General features: G+C 44.5%; 20 protein-coding genes and 1 tRNA gene. 14 read left to right on the top strand and 7 right to left on the bottom strand.

What is annotated here, in order from left to right:
• Window positions 1–75 precede the first annotated feature (75 nt).
• The 4 genes from SDEN_RS09975 (at window position 76) to SDEN_RS19795 (ending at window position 4,943) form a co-directional block, all read left to right on the top strand.
• Window positions 76–2,127 (top strand): alpha/beta hydrolase family protein, encoded by a 2,052-nt coding sequence (locus tag SDEN_RS09975; RefSeq protein ID WP_011496350.1) that lies wholly within the window; start codon window positions 76–78, stop codon window positions 2,125–2,127.
• A gap of 485 nt (window positions 2,128–2,612) precedes the next feature.
• Window positions 2,613–3,236, top strand: coding sequence for a YchE family NAAT transporter (locus SDEN_RS09970; RefSeq protein WP_011496349.1), 624 nt, complete (start codon window positions 2,613–2,615; stop codon window positions 3,234–3,236).
• 165 nt (window positions 3,237–3,401) lie between these two features.
• A tRNA-Ser gene (locus tag SDEN_RS09965) sits at window positions 3,402–3,489 on the top strand.
• 566 nt (window positions 3,490–4,055) lie between these two features.
• Window positions 4,056–4,943 carry a CPBP family intramembrane glutamic endopeptidase gene (locus tag SDEN_RS19795; RefSeq protein ID WP_011496348.1) on the top strand — a complete coding sequence of 296 codons (888 nt, stop codon included), beginning with the start codon at window positions 4,056–4,058 and terminating at the stop codon, window positions 4,941–4,943.
• A 412-nt stretch (window positions 4,944–5,355) separates the two neighbouring features.
• Here SDEN_RS19795 and SDEN_RS09955 read toward each other — a convergent pair whose 3' ends face one another.
• Window positions 5,356–6,159, bottom strand: coding sequence for an SGNH/GDSL hydrolase family protein (locus SDEN_RS09955; RefSeq protein WP_011496347.1), 804 nt, complete (start codon window positions 6,157–6,159; stop codon window positions 5,356–5,358).
• Between the two features lie 262 nt (window positions 6,160–6,421).
• Here SDEN_RS09955 and SDEN_RS09950 point away from each other — a divergent pair, with 262 nt between their 5' ends.
• The 5 genes from SDEN_RS09950 (at window position 6,422) to SDEN_RS09930 (ending at window position 10,982) form a co-directional block, all read left to right on the top strand.
• Window positions 6,422–8,251: a DUF885 domain-containing protein gene (locus SDEN_RS09950; RefSeq protein WP_011496346.1), complete on the top strand. Its 1,830-nt coding sequence runs from the start codon at window positions 6,422–6,424 to the stop codon at window positions 8,249–8,251.
• 144 nt (window positions 8,252–8,395) lie between these two features.
• Entirely contained in the window at window positions 8,396–9,130 is a 735-nt protein-coding gene (locus tag SDEN_RS09945) for a response regulator transcription factor (protein WP_232279942.1), read from the top strand.
• Window positions 9,131–9,253: 123 nt separating this feature from the next.
• On the top strand, window positions 9,254–10,384 hold the full coding sequence (locus SDEN_RS09940; RefSeq protein WP_011496344.1) for a M14 family metallopeptidase: 1,131 nt from the start codon (window positions 9,254–9,256) through the stop codon (window positions 10,382–10,384).
• 2 nt (window positions 10,385–10,386) lie between these two features.
• On the top strand, window positions 10,387–10,704 hold the full coding sequence (locus tag SDEN_RS09935; RefSeq protein ID WP_011496343.1) for a hypothetical protein: 318 nt from the start codon (window positions 10,387–10,389) through the stop codon (window positions 10,702–10,704).
• Window positions 10,701–10,982 (top strand): YeaC family protein, encoded by a 282-nt coding sequence (locus SDEN_RS09930; protein ID WP_011496342.1) that lies wholly within the window; start codon window positions 10,701–10,703, stop codon window positions 10,980–10,982. The genes SDEN_RS09935 and SDEN_RS09930 overlap by 4 nt, the downstream gene beginning before the upstream one ends.
• An 84-nt stretch (window positions 10,983–11,066) precedes the next feature.
• On the opposite strand, the gene ansA is transcribed toward SDEN_RS09930, so the two are convergent.
• Together ansA and sppA are read right to left on the bottom strand one after the other, a co-directional pair.
• The gene (gene ansA / locus SDEN_RS09925; RefSeq protein WP_011496341.1) at window positions 11,067–12,095 is read right to left on the bottom strand and encodes an asparaginase; all 1,029 of its coding nucleotides are present in this window, start codon (window positions 12,093–12,095) and stop codon (window positions 11,067–11,069) included.
• A 113-nt stretch (window positions 12,096–12,208) separates the two neighbouring features.
• Complete coding sequence (gene sppA, locus SDEN_RS09920; protein ID WP_011496340.1) at window positions 12,209–14,050, bottom strand: signal peptide peptidase SppA; 1,842 nt, start codon at window positions 14,048–14,050, stop codon at window positions 12,209–12,211.
• 164 nt (window positions 14,051–14,214) lie between these two features.
• Between sppA and SDEN_RS09915 the strand changes: the two genes are divergently transcribed.
• The 5 genes from SDEN_RS09915 to SDEN_RS20680 all read left to right on the top strand — a co-directional run bounded on the left by SDEN_RS09915 (window position 14,215) and on the right by SDEN_RS20680 (window position 20,204).
• Entirely contained in the window at window positions 14,215–16,230 is a 2,016-nt protein-coding gene (locus SDEN_RS09915; protein WP_011496339.1) for an FAD-dependent oxidoreductase, read from the top strand.
• 329 nt (window positions 16,231–16,559) lie between these two features.
• A complete protein-coding gene (locus SDEN_RS09910) occupies window positions 16,560–17,414 on the top strand; it encodes a putative selenate ABC transporter substrate-binding protein (RefSeq protein WP_011496338.1) in 855 nt (284 codons plus the stop codon).
• Window positions 17,414–18,124, top strand: coding sequence for an ATP-binding cassette domain-containing protein (locus tag SDEN_RS09905; protein ID WP_011496337.1), 711 nt, complete (start codon window positions 17,414–17,416; stop codon window positions 18,122–18,124). The genes SDEN_RS09910 and SDEN_RS09905 overlap by 1 nt, the downstream gene beginning before the upstream one ends.
• Entirely contained in the window at window positions 18,114–19,604 is a 1,491-nt protein-coding gene (locus SDEN_RS09900; RefSeq protein WP_011496336.1) for a PhnE/PtxC family ABC transporter permease, read from the top strand. The genes SDEN_RS09905 and SDEN_RS09900 overlap by 11 nt, the downstream gene beginning before the upstream one ends.
• A 114-nt stretch (window positions 19,605–19,718) precedes the next feature.
• Complete coding sequence (locus SDEN_RS20680; RefSeq protein WP_011496335.1) at window positions 19,719–20,204, top strand: 5-carboxymethyl-2-hydroxymuconate Delta-isomerase; 486 nt, start codon at window positions 19,719–19,721, stop codon at window positions 20,202–20,204.
• Between the two features lie 134 nt (window positions 20,205–20,338).
• On the opposite strand, the gene SDEN_RS09890 is transcribed toward SDEN_RS20680, so the two are convergent.
• Genes SDEN_RS09890 through SDEN_RS09875 form a run of 4 tightly spaced genes read right to left on the bottom strand, consistent with a single transcriptional unit; the run spans window position 20,339 to window position 25,658 of the window.
• Window positions 20,339–21,454, bottom strand: coding sequence for a DUF3541 domain-containing protein (locus SDEN_RS09890; protein WP_049762998.1), 1,116 nt, complete (start codon window positions 21,452–21,454; stop codon window positions 20,339–20,341).
• Window positions 21,432–23,231 carry a hypothetical protein gene (locus tag SDEN_RS09885; RefSeq protein ID WP_041405753.1) on the bottom strand — a complete coding sequence of 600 codons (1,800 nt, stop codon included), beginning with the start codon at window positions 23,229–23,231 and terminating at the stop codon, window positions 21,432–21,434. Before SDEN_RS09885 ends, SDEN_RS09890 begins: the two co-directional genes overlap by 23 nt.
• The gene (locus tag SDEN_RS09880) at window positions 23,194–24,150 is read right to left on the bottom strand and encodes an alpha-L-glutamate ligase-like protein (protein ID WP_011496332.1); all 957 of its coding nucleotides are present in this window, start codon (window positions 24,148–24,150) and stop codon (window positions 23,194–23,196) included. The genes SDEN_RS09885 and SDEN_RS09880 overlap by 38 nt, the downstream gene beginning before the upstream one ends.
• Window positions 24,150–25,658, bottom strand: coding sequence for an inactive transglutaminase family protein (locus tag SDEN_RS09875; protein ID WP_011496331.1), 1,509 nt, complete (start codon window positions 25,656–25,658; stop codon window positions 24,150–24,152). Before SDEN_RS09875 ends, SDEN_RS09880 begins: the two co-directional genes overlap by 1 nt.
• Window position 25,659: the final 1 nt, after the last annotated feature.

Genomic DNA, 25,659 nt, shown 5'->3' with positions numbered 1-25,659 from the left:
TGCTTACAGTTTTTTATTATTTCGAGTGCAGTCTTTATTGCTTGCGCTCATTTTTATAACAGAGAATCGATAACAATGAAAAAAACCTCTCTTTTACTTGCCTTGATGACTGCAGGATTGTGCAGTTCAGTTCAGGCAGCCGCGCCGACGGCGTTCAATGTTCAGCAATTGGTTAACCTTAATAAACTTCATTCTGCTGCTGTGTCTAATGATGGCACTAAGCTGGTTTACGGCGTTAAAATTAAAGATGCCAACAACGAAGCAAGCTCTGATCTTTATTTGCTGGATTTAAGCGATAAAAATGCTAAGCCTATGCAGCTAACCAGCGCTGCTGGCACTGAGTCTGATGTGACCTTTGCCCCCGATGGAAAGTCTATCTATTTCATGGCGAGCCGTTCAGGTTCAAGCCAAATATATAAGTTAGCCCTTAACGGCGGCGAAGCCATCCAAGTCACAGATTTACCTTTAGACGTCAACGGCTACAAGTTGTCACAAGATGGCAAGCAAGTGGTGATGACCCTGCGGGTTTTCCCTGAGTGTAAAGACCTTCAATGCTCTAAAGATAAGTTTCAAGCCGAGAAAGATAAAAAAACTACCGGCCGTGAATACAAGCAGTTAATGGTACGCCATTGGGATACTTGGGAAGATCACGCTCGTAATCATTTATTTGTGGCGCCATTAAACGGCAATAAGATCACCACAGCCATAAATGTAACCCAAGGCAGGGACACAGAAACGCCGCCTAAGCCATTCTCTGGCATGGAAGAAGTGACCTTCACCCCTGATGGACAGCACATTGTCTATAGCGCTAAAGCGCCAAGTACAGATCAAGCTTGGACCACCAATTATGATTTATGGCAAGTGAGTGTGAAGGGCGGTGAAACAACGAATCTAACCCCAAGTAACGCTGCTTGGGATGCACAACCTGTCTTCTCTGCCGATGGCCGTTATTTAGCCTATCTTGCGATGAGCAAACCGGGTTTTGAAGCAGACCGCTATAAAATCATGCTTCGTGACAATGCCACTGGTGATGAACGAGAAGTGGCGCCTTTATGGGACAGAAGTCCGAGTTCGATTAACTTCAGCAGTGATGGTCGTACCTTATACGTCACGGCTCAAGATGTAGGCCAAGTCTCCATATTTGAAGTTAACACTCAATTTGGTGATGTGCGTCCTATCTACAACCAGGGCAGTAGCCACCTAGTTGCGGTGACAAGCAAAGGCATTATTTTCGATAACACTAGCCTGACAGAGCCTGGCGATTTATACAAAATCAACTTAGAAGGTGAGCACTTAACTCGGCTCACCGAAGTGAACAAAGACAAGCTGGCTAACATCAAGTTTGGTGAATACCAGCAATTCAACTTTAAGGGTTGGAACGACGAGACTGTACACGGTTATTGGATTAAACCCACGAACTTCGAAGAAGGTAAACAATACCCCATTGCTTACTTAGTTCATGGTGGCCCGCAAGGATCATTTGGTAACAGCTTTAGCGGTCGCTGGAACGCACAGCTATGGGCGGGTGCGGGCTATGGCGTAGTGATGGTGGATTTTCACGGTTCTACCGGTTATGGGCAAGCATTCACTGACTCCATTTCTAAAGATTGGGGCGGTAAGCCATTAGAAGATTTACAAAAAGGCTTAGCGGCTGTGGCTGAGCAACAACCTTGGCTTGATGCAACCAATGCTTGTGCCTTAGGTGGCTCTTATGGCGGCTACATGATGAACTGGATCCAAGGCCATTGGAATACAGGCTTTAAGTGCCTAGTAAACCATGCTGGTCTGTTTGATATGCGTTCCATGTACCATGTGACTGAAGAGTTATGGTTCCCTGAATATGATTTCGGTGGACCTTACTCAGATAACAAGGCATTGTACGAGAAGTTTAATCCGGTGAACTATGTTGAAAACTGGAAAACACCTATGCTGATCATTCATGGCGAGAAAGACTTCCGTGTCCCTTATGGCCAAGGCTTAGCCGCGTTCAGTTATATGCAACGTAAAGGTATTCCTTCAGAGTTATTGATGTTTCCGGATGAGAATCACTGGATTTTAAATCAAGATAACCTGCAGCAATGGTATAACAATGTACTAGGCTGGATGGACCGCTGGACTGCTAAGTAACCAGCTGAATTTTAGCTAAATAAAGCAAAAAATGGAGACCTTAGGTCTCCATTTTTTTCCATGTGAATAATTCGCTTGGTAAGCATGGGAAATAAGCCTGACTTGGGTTTTCACTGCTATAGTTGTGCGGTTTGTTTCGAAAGAATAGTCGCGAAGCGCTTTACTGAGCTTTTTATTAAGTGATGACTTTTTATTACTTAAGGCAGGGCTTTACCGCTGGTCATTACGCATTAGTTTTCGGCAGGCTAAAATGCCATCACCTATATTTAGCCGCCCTAGTAGCGATGAAAAACCTGCTTTACTGATAAGTTTTTCTTATCTGATACTGGTTAAAAAATGAAAAAAACTCATTTTTGTCAGTGACGTACTTAAGTTAAAGTAGCGCTCCTAGAAACAAGGTGCTGTACCTATTACAACATTGCCTATCACAACAGTGCCGAATACATGAGTGCTGATTATTTAAAGAGGGTTTGTCATTGGACATAATGATTTACGTGAAGTTTTTCTTAGGCTTATTGGCGATCATTAATCCAATAGGGCTATTACCTGTGTTTGTCAGCCTAACCAGCCATCAAACTGAAGTCGAGCGCAATCATACTGGTAAAGTCGCAAACTTTGCCGTGGTGGTGATCTTATTAGTGACCATGCTTGCGGGTCAGCACATTCTGAATTTATTCAGCATCTCACTGTCTGCGTTTCGTATCGCAGGCGGCACCCTTATCGCTATCATTGCCATGTCCATGCTTCAAGGCAAGCTCAGTGAAGTCAAGCGCAACCAAGAAGAGGACAGGGAGTCATCGGCGATGGAATCCGTTGCTGTAGTGCCTCTCGCATTGCCGTTAATGGCGGGGCCTGGCGCCATTAGCTCTGTGATCGTCTTCGCCGCAGGTCATAACAGTTTTGCTAACTTTGTCGGTATGTTTGTCACTATCGTATTATTAGGCCTAGTCAGTTTTGGATTATTTAGAATGGCGCCGGCAATTTTTAAATACTTAGGTAAAACTGGGATTAACGTTATCACACGTTTGATGGGTCTACTCATGCTATCCATGGGGATAGAAGTGATTGCCGCCGGTGTGAAAGGGCTGTTTCCAACCTTATTAGGGTAATAGTGATGCCCTTTGACCAATTTATCTCGAGGTTTGCACAGCATTTGTGCAAACGCTTGAAAATAGGTTTTTTTAGCTTGACCCTCCTAGGTGATTTGCGTAAAGTAGCCGCCGTTCAGCAGGGTATTTGGTTAGGGCGATATTCCCGTTTGAACACAGAATTAAGGTGACGTGTCCGAGTGGCTGAAGGAGCACGCCTGGAAAGTGTGTATACGGCAACGTATCGAGAGTTCGAATCTCTCCGTCACCGCCACTTTATTTAAAGATGAATAAAAAAAGACGCCTAGGGCGTCTTTTTTTATGCCTGTCAGTTGCACTTTCTCATTCGCGCTTATTTCTTTCACACACCAAGCAGACGTTCTCCATAATGGCCCATGACACAGTAAACGGAAAACTCTGCCTTGATTAATCCCCTTTGAATTCCCGCTGAATGACCAGATAATTAATACGATTGGTATTAAATACCATTCGTTTATTCATCTCGTTAGAGGCATACATTTCACCTTGCCAGTCAATTACCCTGATAGAAATCATTGATACTTATCCGCCTGGCCAGCACAAACATCGCTCTCTAGATGTTAGTAACATGTTGGCAAATTTAGTTACTTTATAGTAGGAACAGTCACTTATTAAAAATAAATGGGTAGTAACAATCATCATTTACAATGTAAACTACTGATATTAATTGTTATTTATTTAATGGAACAGCTTTTGCTTTAAAGTCTGTCTAGATATAGCATGGTTAAAGCCGTTATTCAATTTACTAGTATTTTAGCCGCTGTTACATAAAAAATAATAATATTCAAAGAAGGTAAAATTATGAAAAACATTTTCTTTAATAATAATCAAGTACGAAATGGATGGTGGATCTTAATATTTATTGCGTTAGTTGCAATTACGCGGCCTATCTATAAACCCATTAAGCAGGGGCTGGGACAGCTAGGCTTTACAGAGCAAATGTTAGAGCCTGTATCATTTCTTCTCCTATTATTGGTCACTTGGATTTGTATCAAAGTACGCAAAGAATCTTTATCTGATGTCGGTATGGGAGTCAATAAACGTTGGTTCAAACATTTTTTCGTTGGCACATTTGCAGGCCTCGGAATGATGTTTGCCACAGTAGCATTAATTTGGTTCGTTGGTGGCGTCACTTTTGAACTCGATGAAAATAGAAACTGGCAAGTATTAAGCTATGGATTTTATTTGTTTTTAGTTGGATCTTTAGTAGAGGAAATTCTGCACCGTGGATTCATATTTCAACGACTGATAGATGGCATCGGTGTTTGGGGGGCTCAATTATTGATCGCCTCCCTGTTTGTACTAGGTCATTGGGGAAACCCAGGCATGCAGGGGACGACTCAAGTGTTTGCATCACTTGATTTATTTATTGGGTCACTGGTTCTTGGCTTAGCATACCTAAAGACACGTAGTCTTGCTCTACCCATTGGATTACACCTAGGCTGGAATTGGGCACAAGGTAATATTTTAGGTTTTGGCGTGAGTGGATTTGATAAAACCGGTTGGTTTAAGCCTGTCTTTCATGGAATGGAAGAGTGGATGACAGGTGGTGATTTTGGTCCAGAAGCAAGTATGTTTTCGGTATTAATCAGTATTATCACCTTAGTTATTTTGATCCGCTGGAAAGGTAATGTAGATAATACCAATACAGCTAAATTACCTATAGCGGAAGGCCCCGCAACGGCGTAAGAGTAATCACATTGCAGCCTAGCATTGCATTCGGTGACAGGTCAGTTTTTGAATTTCGCCACCATCTACAACAAGTTTAAACTGTCATATTATCGCGCCATGTTGGTGGCTGATATAACCGTTAAAAGAAAACATTAATAGTAGGATTTTTAGCCTGCTATTAATGTCATATGTAAAATGTACCATCAATATTTTCAACTAGAAAGTTACGTTTGGACAGAATTCAGATGCTAGCATGGCATATTGATACTCATCCCCCCAGCTCCTTTGAAAAAAACATTCTCGATACTCATCGATAAAATGAATGGCTAAGTCTCTAACCAATTCATCCGCGTCATGTGTCGTTATCGCCAATCTTCTCCAAATCGTATTCCGGACCAAATGCAAGTTAAGGTAAAAAAACCAAGCCCATTCACCCGTTATCCCGCTTAATCTCCTCTGTAATGCGTTTGGCCCATGCAGTGTAGATTTGCGGGCCAGGGTGGAATCCATCAACGGCCATCACCTGCCTCATAAAGGCTAACATGCTCGTTTCTGATGAAGGCTTATCTAATGGCAAATTAATCAAGCTAAAGCGAGTCGGGTGGTTAAGCTGGCCAAACCCAGGCTTCCCTGTTTGCTGTCCTAGGATAAGCAGTAATTGCTGTAATGCTTGATTAAAGCGAGTTGCTCTTTGGCCTAAGATCCAGCGCAATGGATTAGGCAGTGCGGGAAATAATCCCAGCGGCGGGACTGCCGTGACCAAAATGTGGGTTGGGCTATAACGCTGGGTTAATAGTTTGAATAGTTGTTCTTGCTGATCAAGCCAAGTATCGCAACTTATGGATGAAGTAACATCGTTAACCCCAAGTGAGGTGATGATAATATCAAAATGCGCTTGACTGAGAATGGGATGCTTGCCGTGAAGGTTTTTTTCTAGGGTTTGTAAAGTACTTGCTGTGGTGGCGCCTGTTTTGGCAAATAGGCTGAAACTCAGCTCACCAAAAGGTTTTAGATGATGAATCACTTGACCCAGTAGTGCGTCTTGTTGATTATCAACGCCCACACCCAATGCGGCGGAATCCCCCAAAATAAGCACACTTAAGCTTGGATTGTCTCCAGTTTGGCCCATACGTTCACCCTTAGGTTCAGCAAGCCTTGGTGTTGTACGACGCACTTGTAAGCCCTGCAACAGCAACAGCGGCGCAAGCAAAAGTGATATTCCCTTATGGAGCATAATGGTATTCCTGAGTGTTCTCGGCGGGCCAAAGTGGCGTTTTAGCACAAAATAGCCGCAAATAAGACGCTAGGGCACTCAAGTGACAGAACAACAGTAATAAAACAATAGAGATAACACTGTGATGACACAGCGATGAAACACTGATGACATACAGCTGAATTTGTTACACCTAAGGCTTGCCAGCGCTGCAAGTTAAGATGAGAATAGGGCAATCATAGCTTTCAATCCAGATAAAAAGTTAATAATTCAAGGACTCAAGATGAAAAAAGCGCCACTTGTACTCGCCATAAGCCTGGCTATCTTCGGCTTAAGTGCCTGCAATAAAGCCCCTGACAGTGAAACTCAGTCCAAAACGCCCAAGGCAACTGAGGTGGTTGCATCCGAGACACCCAATGCAGCGACTACCACACAGACTCAGGCTGAAATTGCTACCTTTGCTCACTTTTCTGAGCAGTTTATCGATGCATTATGGACTTTATCGCCTACCTGGGCCTTATACAGTGGTAAGCACATTAATGATGGTTACTTGGAAATCCCCAATGAAGCTGGTCGCAACAACACGCTCGCCTTTGTAAAGGCCCAGCAAGATAAACTCGCCCAGTTTGATAAGGCCGCCCTGACAGCCCAAGAGCTTATCGATTATGAACTTGTTAGCAATTTGCTCAGCAGCATGCAATGGGAAGTGGAGCGCTTTAAGTCTTGGCAGTGGGACCCGTCGAGCTACAATGTCTCAGGCGGTTTTGCTCAGCTGATTAATGAAGAATTTGCCCCATTAGATGAACGCTTAAGCTCAGTTCTTGCCCGTATGGAACATGTGCCAGCCTATTACCAAGCGGCGCGGGAGAATATCGATAAGCCCACCCTAGAACACACTCAACTTGCCATCATGCAAAATCAAGGCGCGTTTTCGGTGTTTTCTGATGATTTGCTGGCTAAAGCCATGGCATCACGCTTAAGTGATGAAGATAAAACCCTATTCAAAAGCCGTTTCGATGCCAGCGTTAACGCCATTAAACAGCATATTGATTGGCTGACTGAACTTGAGAAGGGATTAACGCCGGAAACGGCTCGCAGTTTTCGCATTGGCGAAACCTTATACGAAGAGAAGTTTGCCTTTGACATTCAGTCAGGCATGACGGCAAAGCAGCTTTATTATAAAGCGCTGGATGACAAGAATACCGTGCAGGCTGAAATGGCTAAGATCACAGACAAAATCTGGGCTAAGCATATGAAGACGCCTAAGCCTGTTGATAGTCAGTTAGCCATTAAGGCACTTATCGATACCTTGTCAGCAAAACACGTGAGCCGGGATAAGTTCGTCGATGAAGTCAGGGCACAAATCCCTGAGCTGATTAAATTTGTCAATGACAAAAACTTACTCACATTGGATCCCAATAAGCCATTAGTGGTGCGTGAAACGCCAGAGTATATGCGCGGCTTTGCTGGTGCGTCCATAAGCGCGCCTGGGCCTTACGAGCAAGCTGCTAATACTTATTACAATGTCACGCCCTTGGATGGCATGAGTGATGAATCAGCTGAAAGTTATCTGCGGGAATATAATCACTGGATTTTACAGGTGCTGAATATTCACGAAGCCATCCCTGGGCACTACAGTCAGCTAGTGTATTCCAACCAGTCACCAAGTCTTATTAAGAGTTTGTTTGGTAATGGCGCCATGGTAGAGGGGTGGGCCGTCTATACCGAACGTATGATGTTAGAGCAGGGCTATGGCGATTTTGAGCCCGAAATGTGGTTGATGTACTACAAGTGGAATCTAAGAGTCATTGCGAACACCATTTTGGATTACAGCATTCAAGTGAAGGGCATGACACAAGCACAAGCCATAGACTTTATGACTCAAGAAGCCTTCCAGCAACAAGCCGAAGCCGAAGGAAAGTGGCGCCGAGCAACCTTAAGTCAAGTGCAGCTCACCAGTTACTACGCAGGTTTTAGGGAAATTTATGATTTACGTGAGGCCATGGCTCACTCTCAAGGGGAAATGTTTGAGTTGAAGCAATTCCATGAACAGTTCTTAAGTTATGGCAGTGCCCCGGTGAAATACATAAAACAATTAATGCAGCAGCAATAGGTTGGCCTTGTCTACGTGTTATTCACTTCAATCTTATGACGTAGACTCTTGAGTTATTTTCAATCAAGCCTGATGATAAATCAGGCTTTTTTTATAATATTTTCCGTCAATCCTAGCTGAGCAATCAACTACATGGTAATCTTAATGAAAATGGTTATCGTTTATGTGGTTTGTAATATGGATAAAATACTACTCATTGTTGAAGAATTGAACACGGCGCAGTTTTTTATAGCTGGCCTGTCTGAACAAGGCTTCGAGGTTATATGGGCCAAGAGTGCAAAGGATGGCATAGCAGCAATGACGCAATGCGAGTTTGTGGCAGTGCTGTTTGATCTACACTTGCTGCAAGATAAGAACAAAGCCGATAGTCATGAGTTTTGGCGTAGTCAATTACAAGATCCTCAGCGTGCCGTTGCCGCATTGGCATACTCTAATAGTGACCAAGAACGCTTAGAGGCATTAGAGTTAGGGGCAGATATGTATTTAAAACGCCCATTTATCATCAAAGAGTTATTGCTTAACATAGATGCAATACATCGAAGGGCAGAGCGTGTCGATAAGGCTAGGCAATCAATATCAAGCACAATTAGCTTCGACGAACTTCACTATACGATTAATACACAGCAACAAACTCTGGTGTTAACACAAACTGAATTTTGGCTGTTTAAGTATTTATTTGAACGCGGTGGTGAGGTTGTCACTAAAGAAGAGTTGCAACGTAAGGTACTGAACAAACCTTTGGGGCGTTTTGATCGAAATTTGGACATGCACGTCAGTAATACCCGCCGTAAACTAACTCAATTAAGCCTACCCAGAGAGTGGATAAACACTGTCAGAGGGCAAGGTTATAGCTTCAACCCTGTGATTAATGAGCCATAGTGAGCTTATTAAGCCTTTGCATGCAGGATAACAAAAAACTACAATAAAGGATCCCATTTGTCTCATGGACAACAGATACCTAGAAACTAGGCGAAGGCCATAGTTAACAATTAAGGAAGCATTATGAGGATCAGCGCCAATTTTGATGGTGGTAATATTGAAACCATTAGTTTAGCTAACCCAGATGACATACAACTTGCTATTCGCCCAGATGCTGGTGGTGAGTTTTATCAATGGTTTAACTTTCGTTTCGAAGCCACTATTGGAAAAACCTACACCCTTAATATCCTCAACGCAGGCGGTGCATCTTACCTAAAAGGTTGGGAAGATTACCAAGCTGTGGCCAGTTATGACCGCCAAACCTGGTTTCGTCTGCCTACTGAATATAAAGATGGCAAACTCAGCATCAGTGTTGAACTGGACTGTGAAGCCATTCAAATCGCTTACTTTACCCCTTACAGCTATGAGCGTCATTTAGATCTTATCAGCGCAGTGCAACTTCATCCTTTAGTGAGCACTGAGCATTTAGGCTTAACGTTAGATGGCCGTGACATGACCTTAGTGAAAGTGGGTGATGACGATCCGAGCAAGAAGTCAATCTGGATCACAGCAAGGCAGCATCCAGGTGAAACCATGGCGGAATGGCTGGTAGAAGGCCTATTAAACCAGTTACTAGACAACGATTGTCCAACATCGAAAGCCTTGTTAGACAAAGCCAATTTTTACATAGTGCCTAATATGAACCCGGACGGCAGCGTTCGTGGTCATCTACGCACCAATGCGGTTGGCGCCAATCTTAACCGTGAATGGCAAACGCCCAGTCTTGAGCGAAGCCCTGAAGTGTATTACGTAGTGAATAAGATGCACGAGACAGGTGTTGATTTATTTTATGATGTGCACGGCGATGAAGGCCTGCCTTATGTGTTCTTAGCTGGGTGTGAAGGCATACCTAATTACAGCGATAAGTTGGCTTCATTGCAGCAAGATTTTGTTGCGGCGTTAAGCCTTGCCAGTGCAGATTTCCAAACGGAATTTGGCTACGACAAAGACGAGCCAGGTAAAGCCAATTTAACTGTGGCTTGTAACTGGGTCGCTAATACCTTTAAGTGTTTATCAAACACCCTTGAAATGCCCTTTAAAGACAATGCAAATCTTGCGGATCCTTTCCAAGGTTGGTCTCCTGAGCGCAGTGTGTATTTTGGGGAAGCATCACTTATCGCGATGAGAGCGGTTATTGATAAAATAGGTCAGTAATTATGGCATTGATGAGTTGTCCAGCCTGTCAGAAGCGCATTTCTAGCCAAAGCAAGAGTTGCCCACATTGTCAGGCTGAGTTAGGTGAACGGACTGAAACCTTAGTTAAAATAAGTCATATTGAGCAATCTAATCGCTTGATGAATCACAGCTTTATTTTCCTAACCCTGTTTATTGCTGGTGTGGTGGTGTGGTTTTGGGGCGGTGAGCCCGCCCAAGGCGTGACAGCTATGCTAGCCATTAGCAGTTTCGTGCTAGGTTTTGTGGGCTATTTAATCACCCGCGTGCGTATCGTATTACATAAGCGAAGAAGTGTATGAAATATATCAATAAAGTTATAGATGAAATGCCTGAAGAAGTGTATTTAAGGCTGTTGTCGGCTACAGAGCTTGGCAAATGGGACGATGGCACTGTGCTAAGCGAAGCTCAGCGAGAGTCTAGCTTACAGGTAGTGATGTTATATCAGGCGCGTAAATTAGCGCAAACTGAGCACTTTACCATTGCCGCTGGTGGTCAGATAAACGAATTATCCAAATCTGAGCTTAAAAAGCAGTTCCGCGGCGAAGCTATTGCCGAATTCAAAGAAGCCGATTTATAAGCTTCTTTAGCATAAACTACAAAAAAGCACTGACATTTCAGTGCTTTTTTATTTAGGCGATTTTTAGCTTTTGCTATTTTTGAGCTAGTCGGGTGTCAGCTCGCCCACTAAATTTTGTAGCATGGCGGTTTTAACCTCTTCAGAAGTGAGGTTGATAGAAAGTAAATAATGTAATTTGGCTAAGGCGGCTTCAACCGTCATATCGTTACCACTTATTACCCCAGCTTTAGCTAACGCGTTCCCCGTGGCATAGCCGCCCATATTCACTTTTCCTTGAAAACACTGGGTCAAATTAACTAATACTATGCCGCGTTCATCCGCTTGTTTTAGTGTGGCTAATAACTGCGGGTCTTGAGGGGCGTTACCGACACCAAAAGAAAGCAAAATTAGCGCCTTAACTGGCTGCTGTAGCATGTTATTAAATATTTCGTTGGAGATCCCAGGATAGAGAGTCACCACCCCAATAGGCTGAGGTTTTATGGTGATGACCTCTATGTCTTGTGTCGTCGCAGCCGTTATCTTGCCCGCTTTGACATTGATTTTAATTCCAGCCTCTAGCAGTAACGGGAAGTTAGGTGAGGCGAAGGCATCGAAACCATCGGCATGGGCTTTGGTGGAGCGATTGCCGCGAAATAGCTTGTTATTAAAAAATAAACACACCTCAGCTATGGGATAGTTAGCCGCTATGTATAAGGAATTTAATAGATTAGTTTGGCCGTCCGAACGTAGCTGAGCCAAAGGGATTTGTGAACCTGTCACTATCACAGGCTTAGTTAAGCCTTTGAGCATAAATGATAGGGCGGACGCCGTATAAGCCATGGTATCTGTGCCATGTAGAATGACAAAAGCATCATAATCTTGGTAATTGGCTTTAATGTCATTGGCAATGAGCTGCCAATCTTTGGGGGCCATATTGGATGAATCAATTAACGGGCAATATTCATGGATAACAAAGCTTGGCATTTCATCATGGTAAAACTCCGGCATGGCCTTGACACAATCGGTGAGAAAACCGGCCACAGGGACAAAGCCGTTGTCTGTTTTTTGCATGCCTATGGTACCGCCAGTGTAAGCGACATAAATGGAGCGAGTGGTTTTGGAAGCCGTTGGCATGAAAAAAGACCTAGAAATTGCAGATTATGTAAATTATACGAGTAATGGCTAGATAAACCCAATAAAAAAGCCTGCAATGCAGGCTATTTTTGATGATAAATCAATATCTAGGTTTAGTAATTACAGAGATCGCAATATAGGTAGACACCATTGGGGTCATCAAATGCTTTGAACTCTTCCAGTACTCCGGCCCACTGGGCAAGCAGGGTTTCCATTACACTGGTTTTTTGCAAGCTTTGAGGCAAGTAGGCGGCGGTTACGCTAAACACTTGCTGAACAAATAGCTGCTCAGGGGTGAGTTCTTGCTCGATAAGTTTAGTATCGAAAGTACTCATCTTGGCAAGTTCGGCTGCTTTTGCGACCGCAATATCCATATCACCGATTTCATCGACTAAGCCAAGTTCTAAGGCTTTTTTCCCGGTCCATACTCGGCCCTGGGCAATGGCGTCGACTTGCTCTAAGGTCATGTTACGTTCGGTTGCCACCAAAGAAATAAATTCATGATAACCCCGTTCTATATGACGTTGAATAACCGCTTCTACATTGCTATTCAGTGGTCTTGCAACCGAAAGCCCAGCCCAATCAGAAGTGGCAACCCCATCGCTATTGATGCCAATTTGCGCTAGCGCTTCTTCAAAGGTAGCAAACATGCCGAAAATGCCGATGGAGCCTGTTAGTGTCGTTGGCGTGGCATAAATATAATCGGCACTGGCTGAAATCCAGTAACCCCCAGATGCTGCCATACTGCCCATACTCACGACCACGGGCTTACCCGCAGCCTGAATAGCCAGCACTTCTTGTCGAATTTGCTCCGATGCAAAAGCACTGCCGCCAGGGCTGTCAACACGAAGTACTAGGGCCTTAATCTTGTCATCAAATCTTACCTTACGCAGTAATTCTGAAGTGCTTTCGCCGCCAATATCACCGGCTTGTTGATGGCCATTAAGAATGTTGCCCTTGGCCACTATGATGCCAACGGCGTCTTTTTCAATAAAACGGGTGAGGGGTTTAACAAGGCTTAAGTAATCCGCAAACTTCACTTGGCGGAAGTGCTGGGCATCTTTTGCGGCGCCAATAGAGGCTATCATCGCCAGTCTGAAGTCTTCGGCCGAGACCAACTCGTCAACCCACTTCATTGTCAGTGCCATTTTAGCGCTATCGCCTTCGTTAGTATCAAGCTCAGACAAATAACGCTCAGGGCTTAGAACAAGCGCATCTGGGCTTATGCCGCGATTTTGGCTGACTATATGACTGTAGCTACTCCAAATATCGCTTAATAGCGCATTGCTGGACGCCTTATCTGCCTCAGACATGTCATCACGTATAAAAGGCTCCACAGCCGACTTAAACGTACCCACACGGAATACATGAGTGTTGATTTTAAGTTTTTCTAAGGCGGATTTATAATATAAGCGATAACGGCTCAGGCCATCTAATGACACCATGCCTTGGTTGTTCAAATAAATTTTACTGGCATAGCTTGCGAGGAAATATTGATTCTGATTGAAGTAGTTACCGTGTGCGACAACGGTTTTACCCGTGGCTTTAAATTCATTTAGGGCATCACCAATGGCAGTCATTTTGCTAACGCTAGCTGAGTGCAGGTTAGCAAGATCAAGCACGATAGTCTTGATGCGCTTATCCTGAGTGGCATTGTGAATAACATAAAGAATGTCAGCCAATAAGATTTCAGTATTAGGGTTATCTTCATCGCCCTTATTCAATGCCGCTTCTAAGGGTTCAACAAAATGCTTTTGATCGACAATAGCACCAGAGAGGTTTAACACGAGTGCACTGTCTGGCTCGATAACGATAGCTTCTTCACTTAGCAGGGCAACGGCGATTAAGGCCAATAGTGAGAAAAAAATAAGGTTAAGAATAAGTTTGCGAGTGCCATTGATGGTATTCCACAAAAATAAAAAGAATCTTTTAAAAAACGATGGTTTAGCGGTCATTTACCACTCCTAAATTATCACAATAGGCTAATGCTAACTGAAAATGGTCAAAAAGAGTAAATTCAATTGTAAAGGTTTTTAACAAAGCCAAGGGTGAAATGATTGAGCTTAGGAAACTGAAAAGGTATGCTAGTTTAAATCACTTGTTTAAAAAGGATGTTTGAATGTCGTTTCCACATTTATTAGAACCCTTAGATCTAGGCTTTACTCAGTTGAAAAACCGCGTGTTGATGGGCTCCATGCACACGGGCTTAGAAGAAGAAAAGGGCGGCTTTGAGAAACTGGCAGCATTTTACAAAGAGCGTGCCCTTGGCGGTGTTGGCCTAATTGTTACCGGTGGGATCTCGCCTAATTTTCGTGGCCGCTTAGCCCCCCATGCCAGCCAATTGAGTTTTTCTTGGCAAGTTAAAAAGCACAAAATTGTCACTGATGCGGTGCATGATGGCGGCGGAAAAATCTGTATGCAGATTTTGCATGCCGGCCGCTATGGCTATCACCCTTTTAGCCAAGCACCGAGCAAGATTAAATCCCCTATCACGCCTTTTACGCCATCGGCCATGTCTGCCCGCCAAGTGCGAGGCACAATCAAAGATTACGCCAGCAGTGCGGCTTTAGCGAAAAAAGCCGGTTATGACGGTGTCGAAGTCATGGGCTCTGAAGGCTACCTTATCAATCAATTTGTTAGCTCGCGCACCAACAAACGTGATGATGAGTGGGGCGGTGATTTCGCTAAACGTGCCCGTTTCCCTGTCGAAATTGTTAATGCCATTCGAGAGAAAGTCGGCCAAGATTTTATCATCATTTTCCGTCTGTCTATGCTAGATCTTGTTGATAACGGTTCTACTTGGGATGAAGTGGTTCAGCTCGCTAAATGGCTCGAGGAGTCAGGTGTTAGCATAATCAATACCGGTATTGGCTGGCATGAAGCCAGAGTACCCACAATTTCTACCAGTGTGCCAAGAGGCGCTTTTTCTTGGGTGACTGAAAAGCTTAAAAGCGAAGTTAACTTGCCACTGATTGCCACAAACCGCATCAATACCCCAGAAATTGGTGAATCCATCATCGCCTCTGGGCAGGCGGACATGGTCTCTATGGCTCGTCCTTTCTTGGCCGATCCAGACTTTGTTAATAAAGCGGCAGCAAATCAGAGTGAGATGATAAACACCTGTATCGGTTGCAATCAGGCGTGTTTAGATCACACCTTTGCTCTCAAGCGCGCTACTTGCTTGGTTAATCCAAGGGCTTGTTACGAGACAGAAATAAACTTCCTGCCAACCAAAAATAAGAAGCGTATCGCTGTTATGGGCGCAGGCCCTGCTGGCATGGCCTTCTCTGTGTATGCCGCCACTCGCGGCCACGAAGTGGTATTGTTTGAAGCAAAATCTGAAGTCGGCGGCCAGTTTAACTTGGCAAGGAAAATTCCAGGTAAAGAAGAGTTTAATGAAACGATCCGCTACTTTATCAATCAATTGGCCCTACATAAAGTAGAGTTAAGGCTCAATACTCGTTTGGATGCTAGCGTATTGGCTACAGAAAAGTTTGATGAAGTGGTGATTTCTTCTGGTGTAGTGCCAAGAGCCATTAATTTGCCTGGTTTTGATAGCCCTAAAGTCGTTGATTATCAGCAAGTCTTAAGCGGTCAGGTTGAGATTGGACAAAAGGTTGCATTGATTGGCGCTGGCGGCATTGGTTTTGATATGGCGCACTTCTTGTGTGAGAAAGAGTCGAGCACCTTGCAACCAGACAAATGGCTTAAGCAGTGGGGCATAGATAAAAGCTATGAGCATGCGGGCGGTTTGACTGAAGAAGCCGAGCATCACCCAGGTCGTGAAGTTTACTTATTGCAGCGCAAAACCAGTAAAATAGGTAAAGGCCTTGGGAAAACTACCGGCTGGATCCACAGGAGCGTGCTAAAACAGCATCAAGTGAAGACTATGACTGGGGTCAGCTATGAGAAATTTGATGAACAAGGACTGCACATTACTATAGATGACAAGCCACAAATACTGGCGGTTGATAATGTCGTTTTGTGTGCAGGCCAAGAGTCTAACCGCACCTTGTTGGAGGAAATGAAGGCAACGGGATTACCTGTGCACTTGATTGGCGGCGTGGATGTAGCAGCAGAACTTGATGCTAAGCGGGCCATAAGACAGGGCGCCGAGCTTGCCATGGCACTGTAATTCTGAGCTTGCTGAACTAATCATATGTTAACTTTAGATAATCTTGACTAAGTTAACGCTCAAAACCTAGCACCTAATAAGTGCTGGGTTTTTTTATTGCCTTGGTACAGTAGCGCCGCCCTGATGGAATTAAATCAGGCTCATAATGCATTAGCTAAAATACTCATGTGAATCTGTGTACATCAAAGCATCAAAGCATCAAAGCATCAAAGCATCAAAGCATCAAAGCATCAAAGCATCAAACGAAGATAGCGCGAAATAACCCAGACTGCACAAGACTTCTGTTACGAACCTAAGTTAAAATGACGCAAATTTATTGGAGTATCACCATGAAACTGCGTCATTTCTTATCAGCCTTGTGTTTAAGCTTAATTTCTCCTCTGGTCCTCGGGGCCACTTTCACCTTTACCGCGATTCCAGATGAAGACGAAAGCCAGCTTAGAACCCGCTTTGACAAAGTAGCCGCCTACTTAGAGAAAGAACTAGGCGTCGAGGTTAAATATGTGCCGGTAAAATCTTACTCGGCAGCAGTGAGCGCTTTTCGCACTAACCAAGTGCAACTGGCCTGGTTTGGTGGTTTATCTGGGGTGCAAGCGCGCCGTTTAGTCCCAGGCTCAGAGGCCATAGCCCAAGGGTTTGAAGATCAATTCTTTAAAAGCTATATCATTGCCCATCATTCAACTGGGCTTACTGCCACTGAAAAGTTGGGTGAACTTAATGGTTACACGTTAACTTTCGGATCTAAAGATTCCACCTCTGGTCGGTTAATGCCGCAATATTTTCTTGAGCAAAGCACGCAGCAAAAGCTTGATAAGGTATTTAAACGCATAGGCTTTTCTGGGGATCACAGCCGCACCATTAGCCAGGTGGAGGCGGGGGTTTATCAGTTAGGCGCAGTGAACTATAAAGTGTGGGATACTGCCGTTGAGCAAGCACAAGTCGATACCAGTAAGGTGAGCGTAATTTGGCAAAGCCCAAGCTACCCAGATTACCAGTGGACCGTCAGAGCCGGAACTGATGCCCAATTTGGTCAAGGCTTTAAGGCTAAACTGACCGCCGCACTACTGAATATGCAAGACAAAGCGTTACTTGAGAGCTTCCCTAGAAAATCCTTCGTTGAGGCGAGCAATAGTGATTACCAACCCATTGAAGATGTCGCCATTGCCATTGGATTGTTAGATTAATGCTCGACTTGGTAAAGTGTGATATAGGCTATGGTCCTCGTATTGTCTTGGAAGAGTTTAGTCTGTCATTGCAGGCCGGGGAGCGGATTGCCATCCTTGGCCCTTCTGGATCTGGCAAGAGCACCCTACTCAAGCACCTTCACCACGCGCTTAAATCCACAGCGAGTTTTTGCGCGCAATCAGAGACCTTGATAGATAATCTTAGCGTTTATCACAATGTGTTTATGGGGGCATTGGGCCGCCATAACGCCTTATACAATATGGCTAATTTGTTACTGCCTTTTAGAAAAGAGCGTTTAGAAATCAATGCCTTGTGCCAAGGTCTTGAACTCGATTGCCCGCTGCAACAACAAGTGGTGTATTTATCCGGGGGTCAAAGACAAAGGGTGGCACTCGGACGGGCGATGTATCAGCACCAGCCAACGTTTTTAGGCGATGAGCCTTTTTCGGCACTCGATCCAGCCATGGGACAGCGCTTGTTGAAGCAAGTATTTGATGCACATGAAAGTATTATTTGTGTGCTGCACGATCCCAAGATGGCAGTTCGCCATTTTGATCGCATTATCTTGCTGCAACATGGGCTTAAAACCTTCGATGGCCCAGCAAACTCATTGGATGAAGCGCAATTACAAGCCTGTTACCGCCAAGAGATACCATTAGCCAACAGACAAGCACAGCCAACAGAAGCTGAGATGCATTGTGCCAGATAATAGCCGTTTAGCTTTTGTGGGTTTCTGGCAAAAATTCACCTTAGGCTTGCTGCTGTTAACCTTGATAAGCTTTATTCTCGCCGATACCGAAGTCATCGCCCTAGAGCCTTGGAATGAGCTAGTGCGCATGGGCCAAGGTTTGATGCAAATGGATTTTTTTGCTACCGAATATTTAGCACAGGCCCTATGGCAAACGGTGAGCTTTGCCTTGCTTGGGGTGGGATTAGGGCTAGTATTGGGTGCACCCTTGGCGCTTATTTATCACCATTCATGGGTTGCAGCCATTTGTGCCTTCATTCGGGCTATTCATGAGTTGTTTTGGGCGATACTTTTTCTGCAAATTTTTGGCCTTTCACCCATAACGGGAATTTTGGCCATAGGCTTACCTTTTGGTGCCACCTTTGCCCGAGTGTTTTACGATATTCTGGCGCTGGCGCCTAAAGACACTCAGAAAATATTGCCCCATAACAGCGATAAACTGAGCCGCTATATTTACGGCACTATCATGACAGTGTGGCCGCAATTAGTCTCCTATTGCCGTTATCGCTTCGAATGTGCTTTACGCTCAAGTGCCGTGCTGGGATTTATCGGTATGCCGACCCTAGGTTTTTACTTGGAAACGGCCTTTCGCCAAGGACATTACCCTCAAGGGTTCGCTTTACTCATCATATTTATCATCTTGATAGGCACAGTTTCTCTTTGGTGCAGAAACTTCACCCTGCCACTGCTCTTGCTGGCAGGTATCTATTTTTTACCAGTACTTCCCGCCATGGATGGGGCCTTGATTTGGCGTTTCTTAAGCCATGATATCTTGCCCCCCATGCTGCAAAATATGGGGGAAGAGGGGTTAAGCACTGAGCGCATGCTTGCACTTTTGAATTGGTTTAGTGAGTTAGTGACAAGCCAAGTCATACCAGGCATAGCGGCGACTTTAGTGCTTGCCATTGCGGCACTTGGCTTGACTCATTTGCTGACTATGTTGCTGTTACCATTAAACCTTAAAGCCGTAATGCCAATCGGGTTATTGCTGCCATTAAGAGGTGCAAATCTAGTACTTCGCTCAATACCTGAATACTTGTTGGCCTTTATCTTTATGTTGCTGCTCGGGCCATCAATGCTGCCAGCCATTTTGGCTCTCGCCTTACATAATGCTGGGTTAATGGTGTTTTTAAGTGCAAGGCAAGGGGATAAATTAAGCCTAAGCCCAGACTTTCGCCCAAGACTTGATCATTACTGCTTTGAGCTTTTACCTAAACTTTACCCTAATCTGGTTGCCTTGTTGTGTTATCGCTTCGAAGTCATCATCCGCGAAACCGCAATATTGGGCATGTTAGGGGTGGCCACCTTAGGTTTTTATGTGGACAGTCAATTCTCAGAGATCCGCTATAGCGGCGCACTTGTACTGCTGATATTCACCGCATTACTCAATATCCTGGTCGACAGGCTTTCCAGAAACGTATTAGCTGCACAGGTTCAGTAAAATCTTTCCTACTGAAGCTAACTTAAATTTCAAATGATTCTGATATTTATGAACTAAAATATAATCACCTATTTCAATACTTCATTTGTCTTTGATTAAGTAAAAGGAGCTGCAATGCCGCATTTTATTGTCGATTGTTCAGAAGAGATCTTAGTATCCCATAGCGTAGAAACCATCCTTAAGTATTTGCATCAAGTGGCAAATAACACCAAGCTTTTTGATGAAAGTGATATCAAGGTACGAATCAATCCCTTTAAAACCTTCCTCGTTGGTAATAAAAAACAGCCCTTCATTCATGTATTTGCCCATATCATGGAGGGGCGAACTGATGAAGAAAAAACAAATTTATCTACCCTGATGGTCAAACGCTTATCCATGATGTTTCCGGTTGTGGAATATATCTCCATGAATATCGTCGACTTTAATAAGACGGGTTATGTCAACTTGGTGTTATTGCATGCCGAAGCGGAGCAGAAAAAAGTGATTACTACCCCGGTAGGTGAAAAGCCAGAAACAGTTAAAGAGGGCACCGCGGCAGTTGAAGCGACTCAGGTTGAACCAGCTAGCACTAGCCAAGGTAGTACTAAAGGCACAGCCTAACCTTGTTATATATATTTGCCCTAGACAATTAGCTGTTTAGGGCAAAATTACTTTTTATGAATTAAATAACGCAATAAGTAATTTGATGACTGAGCTAGCAACAACATAGAGCCAGGTTATTATTGTGATTTCACCTACGGTGCGTCTTTTTTACGTTTTACCATCATAGGAATATCGGCCCGTGTACTTGGAATATTGTAAAAGTAAGGACCTGGGTGCATTTTTTCAGGCCAGTCCAGCAACATCATCGCCAAGACGTTTCTGTGCTCCCCCGACGATAAAATCCGCTGTCCTGCAGGAGATGGGATCATTTGATGTTTAGGACTAAAGGCTTTGGTGACAAACTCTTGAGTAATACCCACGACTCTGTGATCAGGCTGGCCTGCCAATAAGAAACTTATACCTACTTCAGTCACTATGTCTTCGGTAGCATCTTTTAAAATCCTGTCGATATTTTTATCGAAATAATCCAAAATCCACTTAAACTCCTTCGCATCCACGGGATACTGATAATAGTTACTGGCGGCGAAAATAAAGTGTGTCATGCCATAAATCTTATTGCGGTACTGGTTCTTTGATAATTTTTTATCTTTATTGTCAGGGTAGGCCTTGATGAAGGCTTTCTTATACTGAGCCACATAATTACCCACACCTAATTGCTCGGCCCAATAAGCGTAGTTAATCAGTTGAGCTGCCCAGGCCTTGATCATCTTTTTGTCGGTTAATGCAGGGGCTAAGTCTTTGGCTTTAAGGGCGGCGATTATCTTGTCATGGCAGGGGCCTTCGAAGCCAAATTCATCCACACGGCTGGCATAGCGCAGCAAGATATCGGCATAAAACATAAAGTCTGGGTAAGGCGTGGTAGCCTTATAGCGAGCTTGTGCCCGTTGACCTGGCATGTCTTTAAGCTTATTTAACTCATTGAGTGACTGACTGCGGATAAACTCCTTATCATCACTGCTACAGGCATAAAAGCTCAGTCTGTCACTAATGGTGATTAAATCAATGAGTGAGGCATTAGCGTATTTGTTTTCTCCCGTCATGCGGTACATACGAATACCATAATGGCCTTGCACTCTCGGTGGCAGGGAATACAAATTATGCTCAAACGTGTCTTTGATTTTTACTCGCACTTCGGCTTGGGATAAATTATGTGGCTCCGGTGCGCCTTTTGCAAATAATGGCCCGCTGATCAGCGCCAGTGACAGTGCTAAATACGAGAGTGTCCTACTCTTGCGTAATACTTGCATGGGTAAATCTCCTGATAAGGGAAAGCGGATCTACGGGGCCTGAAATTAATTGCGCCAGTTGATCCTTAAGGGGTGCATAGGTTTCATTAACTATAAGGATATTAAATATATCCTCAGGGGTCAGTGAACGAGATTGTTGAAAAATCAATTGCGCCAGTGATTGATGCCACAGCGGAAGATAATAGCTTACGCCTTCATTAGCAATAGCCCCGAAGGCATATATTAATTGGCTGGCATCCTGCCAAGGCTCGCCAAAGGACAACGCAAATTCCTCGGCAAGCTTTTTCTGAGTGCTTGCTGAAAAACCCTCTTGAGGCGATAAATAAAATGCTAGGACCAATTTACTGTTAAATACTTTAAACTGGCGTTTATGTTCATCGAGCAATTGTTCCCGAGGCGATAGAGGCGCTAAGTTAATGGCTTCAGTCAGATATTGGCTTAACCACAAGCTGCCTATGGATGTTTGTGCCTCACGCCCAAGGGTGGCGACTAAATAGAAAGCTGCGCCATTGCCAAGAGATGCGATTGCGTCACTGATGCCGGTTATCAGAGCTATAGCATCGCTTCGACGCAGTATATTTGATTGCACGCTTAAGGCCACTTGACCAAACTGCCGTCCAGGTAAGGACTGCCTGAGTATATACGCGCTATTTTTATCGCCTACGTTTGAAAATATTTCCCCTAACAACCTGTCATTATGCCAAATACGATAAACCACAGTGTGCTGCTCATCAAGCACTGGAGCTTTAAGGTTTACTTTACTGCTAGGAGAATTTTCGCTGTGAGGGGGCAGCTTTGCTTCATAGTCTTGCAGAGTTTCGATGCGTATGCCTAATGGGGCTAAGGCTTCAAATAATTGCATCAAGGTATGTTCGCCCTCCAGTGCATCAAAGCGGTGGGTTTCTTTAGCGAGTGCTTGGGCTAAGTTCCACGGCTTCACTTGGGTAAGTTGAGTTTGACTTGCAAGGTAGGCCCATATCTCATCCTGACTCAGCTGCTGTTGCTGAAGTTGCCATAAGCCATAATTATTAACGCCTTGAGACTTAGCAAAATCTGAGCGTATTTGTTTGATAAGTTGCAGCGCAGCAGCACTTCTTTGATTTAAACGGCGTTGATAATCCTGCCATGCCGAGCGGCGGCAAGCTTCATCAGGCTGAGTGAATAAATAGCGGCTAATACTGACAGGTTTGTACCCAGATGCCGTATCATTATGGGCCGCATTATCTGTTGCCGTGCTGTTATTGCCGCTATTGGGTAGTGCGGGAGCAAAAGGTTGGCAATGAGGATCGTTAAACTTAAGGGTAAATTGGCGCTGCTTTAAACTGAAATTGATGCTGGCCTGGGCCGTGTGCAACTGTGATTTAGTGGCAATAGGTAATATTTGCGCGCTAAGGCCTTGTAACAAGCTGCCAAGCTGAGGGTAGGGTGCGGGCAGCAAGGCTAGGTAGTGGGTCCACTGAATTAAATGTGGTTCGCTTAATAACTGTTCAAGTTCATCGGCTAAATGCACTTGGCATAAGAGTAGGCTTTGACCATGATGAGCGCTTTGAGTTAATTCGCGATAGTAATGAAGTCTGTCATTGATATTATGCAGCCCCAAAAGGGTCTGCTCTAAGGACTGAGTTTTATCCGTTAAATCCTGAGCATAACGAAATGAGCCAATGTCAGCTTGGTAGCTTAGACATTGGTTCACGAATAGGGAAATAGGATCGGCAATGGCGGGGGCCATTGCCGACAGATTAAAAAATAGCGCTACTGCTAAAATGTATTTTTGCATACGCGACACGTTCTTCCACTGACATGCTAGGGCCTTTCATGGCCTCTACGTGTTTAAGCCTAGGCAAAATACCTTTACCGTTCGCGATTTGAATTGTCAAACCTGGGCGGGCATTAAGTTCGAGTAACAAAGGACCTTTGTTTTTATCCAGTACCATGTCAGTGCCTAAATACCCCAACTCACACATTTCATAGGCGCTCGAGGCTGTGTGTAGCAAGGTTTCCCAATGAGGAACCTGAATGTTCGACAAGGGGAAGTGGGTATCGGGGTGCTTAGTCACAGGTTTATCAAATTGCACTGCGTGCAAGCTCTTTCCTGTCGCCACATCAAGCCCAACACCGACGGCGCCTTGATGCAAGTTAGCCTTGCCATCAGAGGCTGCGGTAGAAAGACGCAACATGCCCATCACAGGGAAGCCTTTGAACACGATAAGCCGAATGTCAGGTACACCTTCGTAACTGAATCCTTCAAATACAGGATCAAATTCAATCAGCCCTTCCACTAAGGCCACATCAGGCTTGCCCCCCAGTGAGAATAAGCCACTTAAGATGTTTGACACATGGCGGTAGACTTCATTGGGGGTCACTTCATGGCCGTTAGGCTTGTAGTAACAGCCATGTTCAACATGGGTGATGACCAAAATGCCCTTACCGCCAGAACCCTTCGCCGGCTTTATCACAAAACCACTACGATTTTTTACCAGCTCAGGGATCTCCTGAATTTTATGCTGCTCATGGACCACTCCGATTAAATCTGGCACGGCGATGCCGTTTGCCAGGGCTAATTGTTTAGTGATTAATTTATCATCCACACGCTTGTAAAACTTACGCTTATTGTATCGACCAATATAATCGATATTGCGCTTGTTCATATTCAACACGCCGCTTCGGCGTAATTCCCAAGGCCAAGCGTAGTTCATTATTTGTCTCCAGCTAAAGGCTTGAAGCGCTTAAGCTCAGTCAAACGGTAGCCTGTGTATTGGCCCATGACGAGGACTAAGGCCAAGATGACTAAATGGATCCCAAGGAAGTTATACACCCAGTGCTGGATCCAGATATTGTCCATGGCCAAATAAGCTAACGTCGCCACAAATAAGCTGCCACCGCCAGAGGTAAAGACTTTCTTAGGGCCTTCTTCTTCCCACAAGATTGACATACGCTCGATAGTCCACGCCAAAATGATCATAGGGAAGAAGGTAATGGTTAAGCCTTCACTGAGTCCTAGCTTGTATGAAATCAAGGTGAACAAGCCAATAATGAAAATAACCACGATAATCACCGCGGATATTCGCGAGATGAGCAGTAAGTTCAAGGTGGACAGATAGGAGCGGATCATTAAGCCAAACGCCACAATCAATAAAAAGCCGATTAAGCCTGTGAGTAAAGTGGTTTGAATAAAGGCTAAAGCAATCAATACCGGCATAAAGGTGCCAGAGGTTTTAATCCCCACGATGACGCGCAAAAATACTACGACCAACACACCAATAGGGATCAAAAGAATGCCCTTAAAGGTGCTTTGTTCTTCTAGTGGCAGTTGATAAAGCGAGAAATCCAGTGCGCCATCATTGGACAACATGTCAATTGAAGTGGCTAACGCCGAGCGTGTCTCTTGCAACATGGAGAAGTTGACTTGTGAATTAGATGCCCCTGTGACATCTAATACTGAATTGCCGCCAAACTCCCAAAGAATAAGATTCTGACCACGGCCTTGTTTGTTGCCGTTGACATCAAATAATTCCCATTGGCCTTCGTTGTAGACTTGCACATAGTCGCTGAGTTGTTGGCGACGACGTTGATCTTCAAGGACTAAGCCACTGACTTGTTTTGCGGGCACACCTTTACTGTGCAACATGTGCAAGAAAAGTTTAGTGCTGCTATTGGTGGCCAGTAATAAGGACATGTTCTGGCTTTGGTTATCGTCGTTGATAAGCCCCATTAGTTGTTGAGCGAAAGACAGATTAGTGGCACTACGGCCCCAAACGTCTTCGATAATTTGCTCTGCAGCAAGTTTTTCGGTGGCAGGCCAGATATATTCATCAGGCGTCGCAGGCTCTTGCTCTTCGATAATATCAAGTTTACCCGTGGGGACGAGTGTAACGCGATAATACAGGGCTTGAGGACCTGTGGCTTCACGAATGGACCAAACTGCGCGGCGGTTTTCCGTGCTGTCAGTAATGTTTAAGCCGTAACCTGGCGATGAAGCGTTTTCAACTAATACATCAAATGCAGGATCTTGAGGTAAAGAGAAGGACACTTCAGCGGGCTTGCCACGTCCTGAAAAACTAACTTTGGCATCCACAGACCAGCTTTGCACTTGCTCACCAGGTACGAAGGGCACCTTATGTTCAATGCCACGGTATACACTGGCGGCGATGCCAACGATGAAGAGTAATGCCACAAAAATGTAAAAAGGTTGACGAGAATGCATT

Origin of the sequence: Shewanella denitrificans OS217 (assembly GCF_000013765.1) — a bacterium.
GTDB lineage: Bacteria > Pseudomonadota > Gammaproteobacteria > Enterobacterales > Shewanellaceae > Shewanella > Shewanella denitrificans.
Note: the sequence above shows the minus strand (reverse complement) of the source record. Positions and strands in the feature narration are given on the sequence as shown.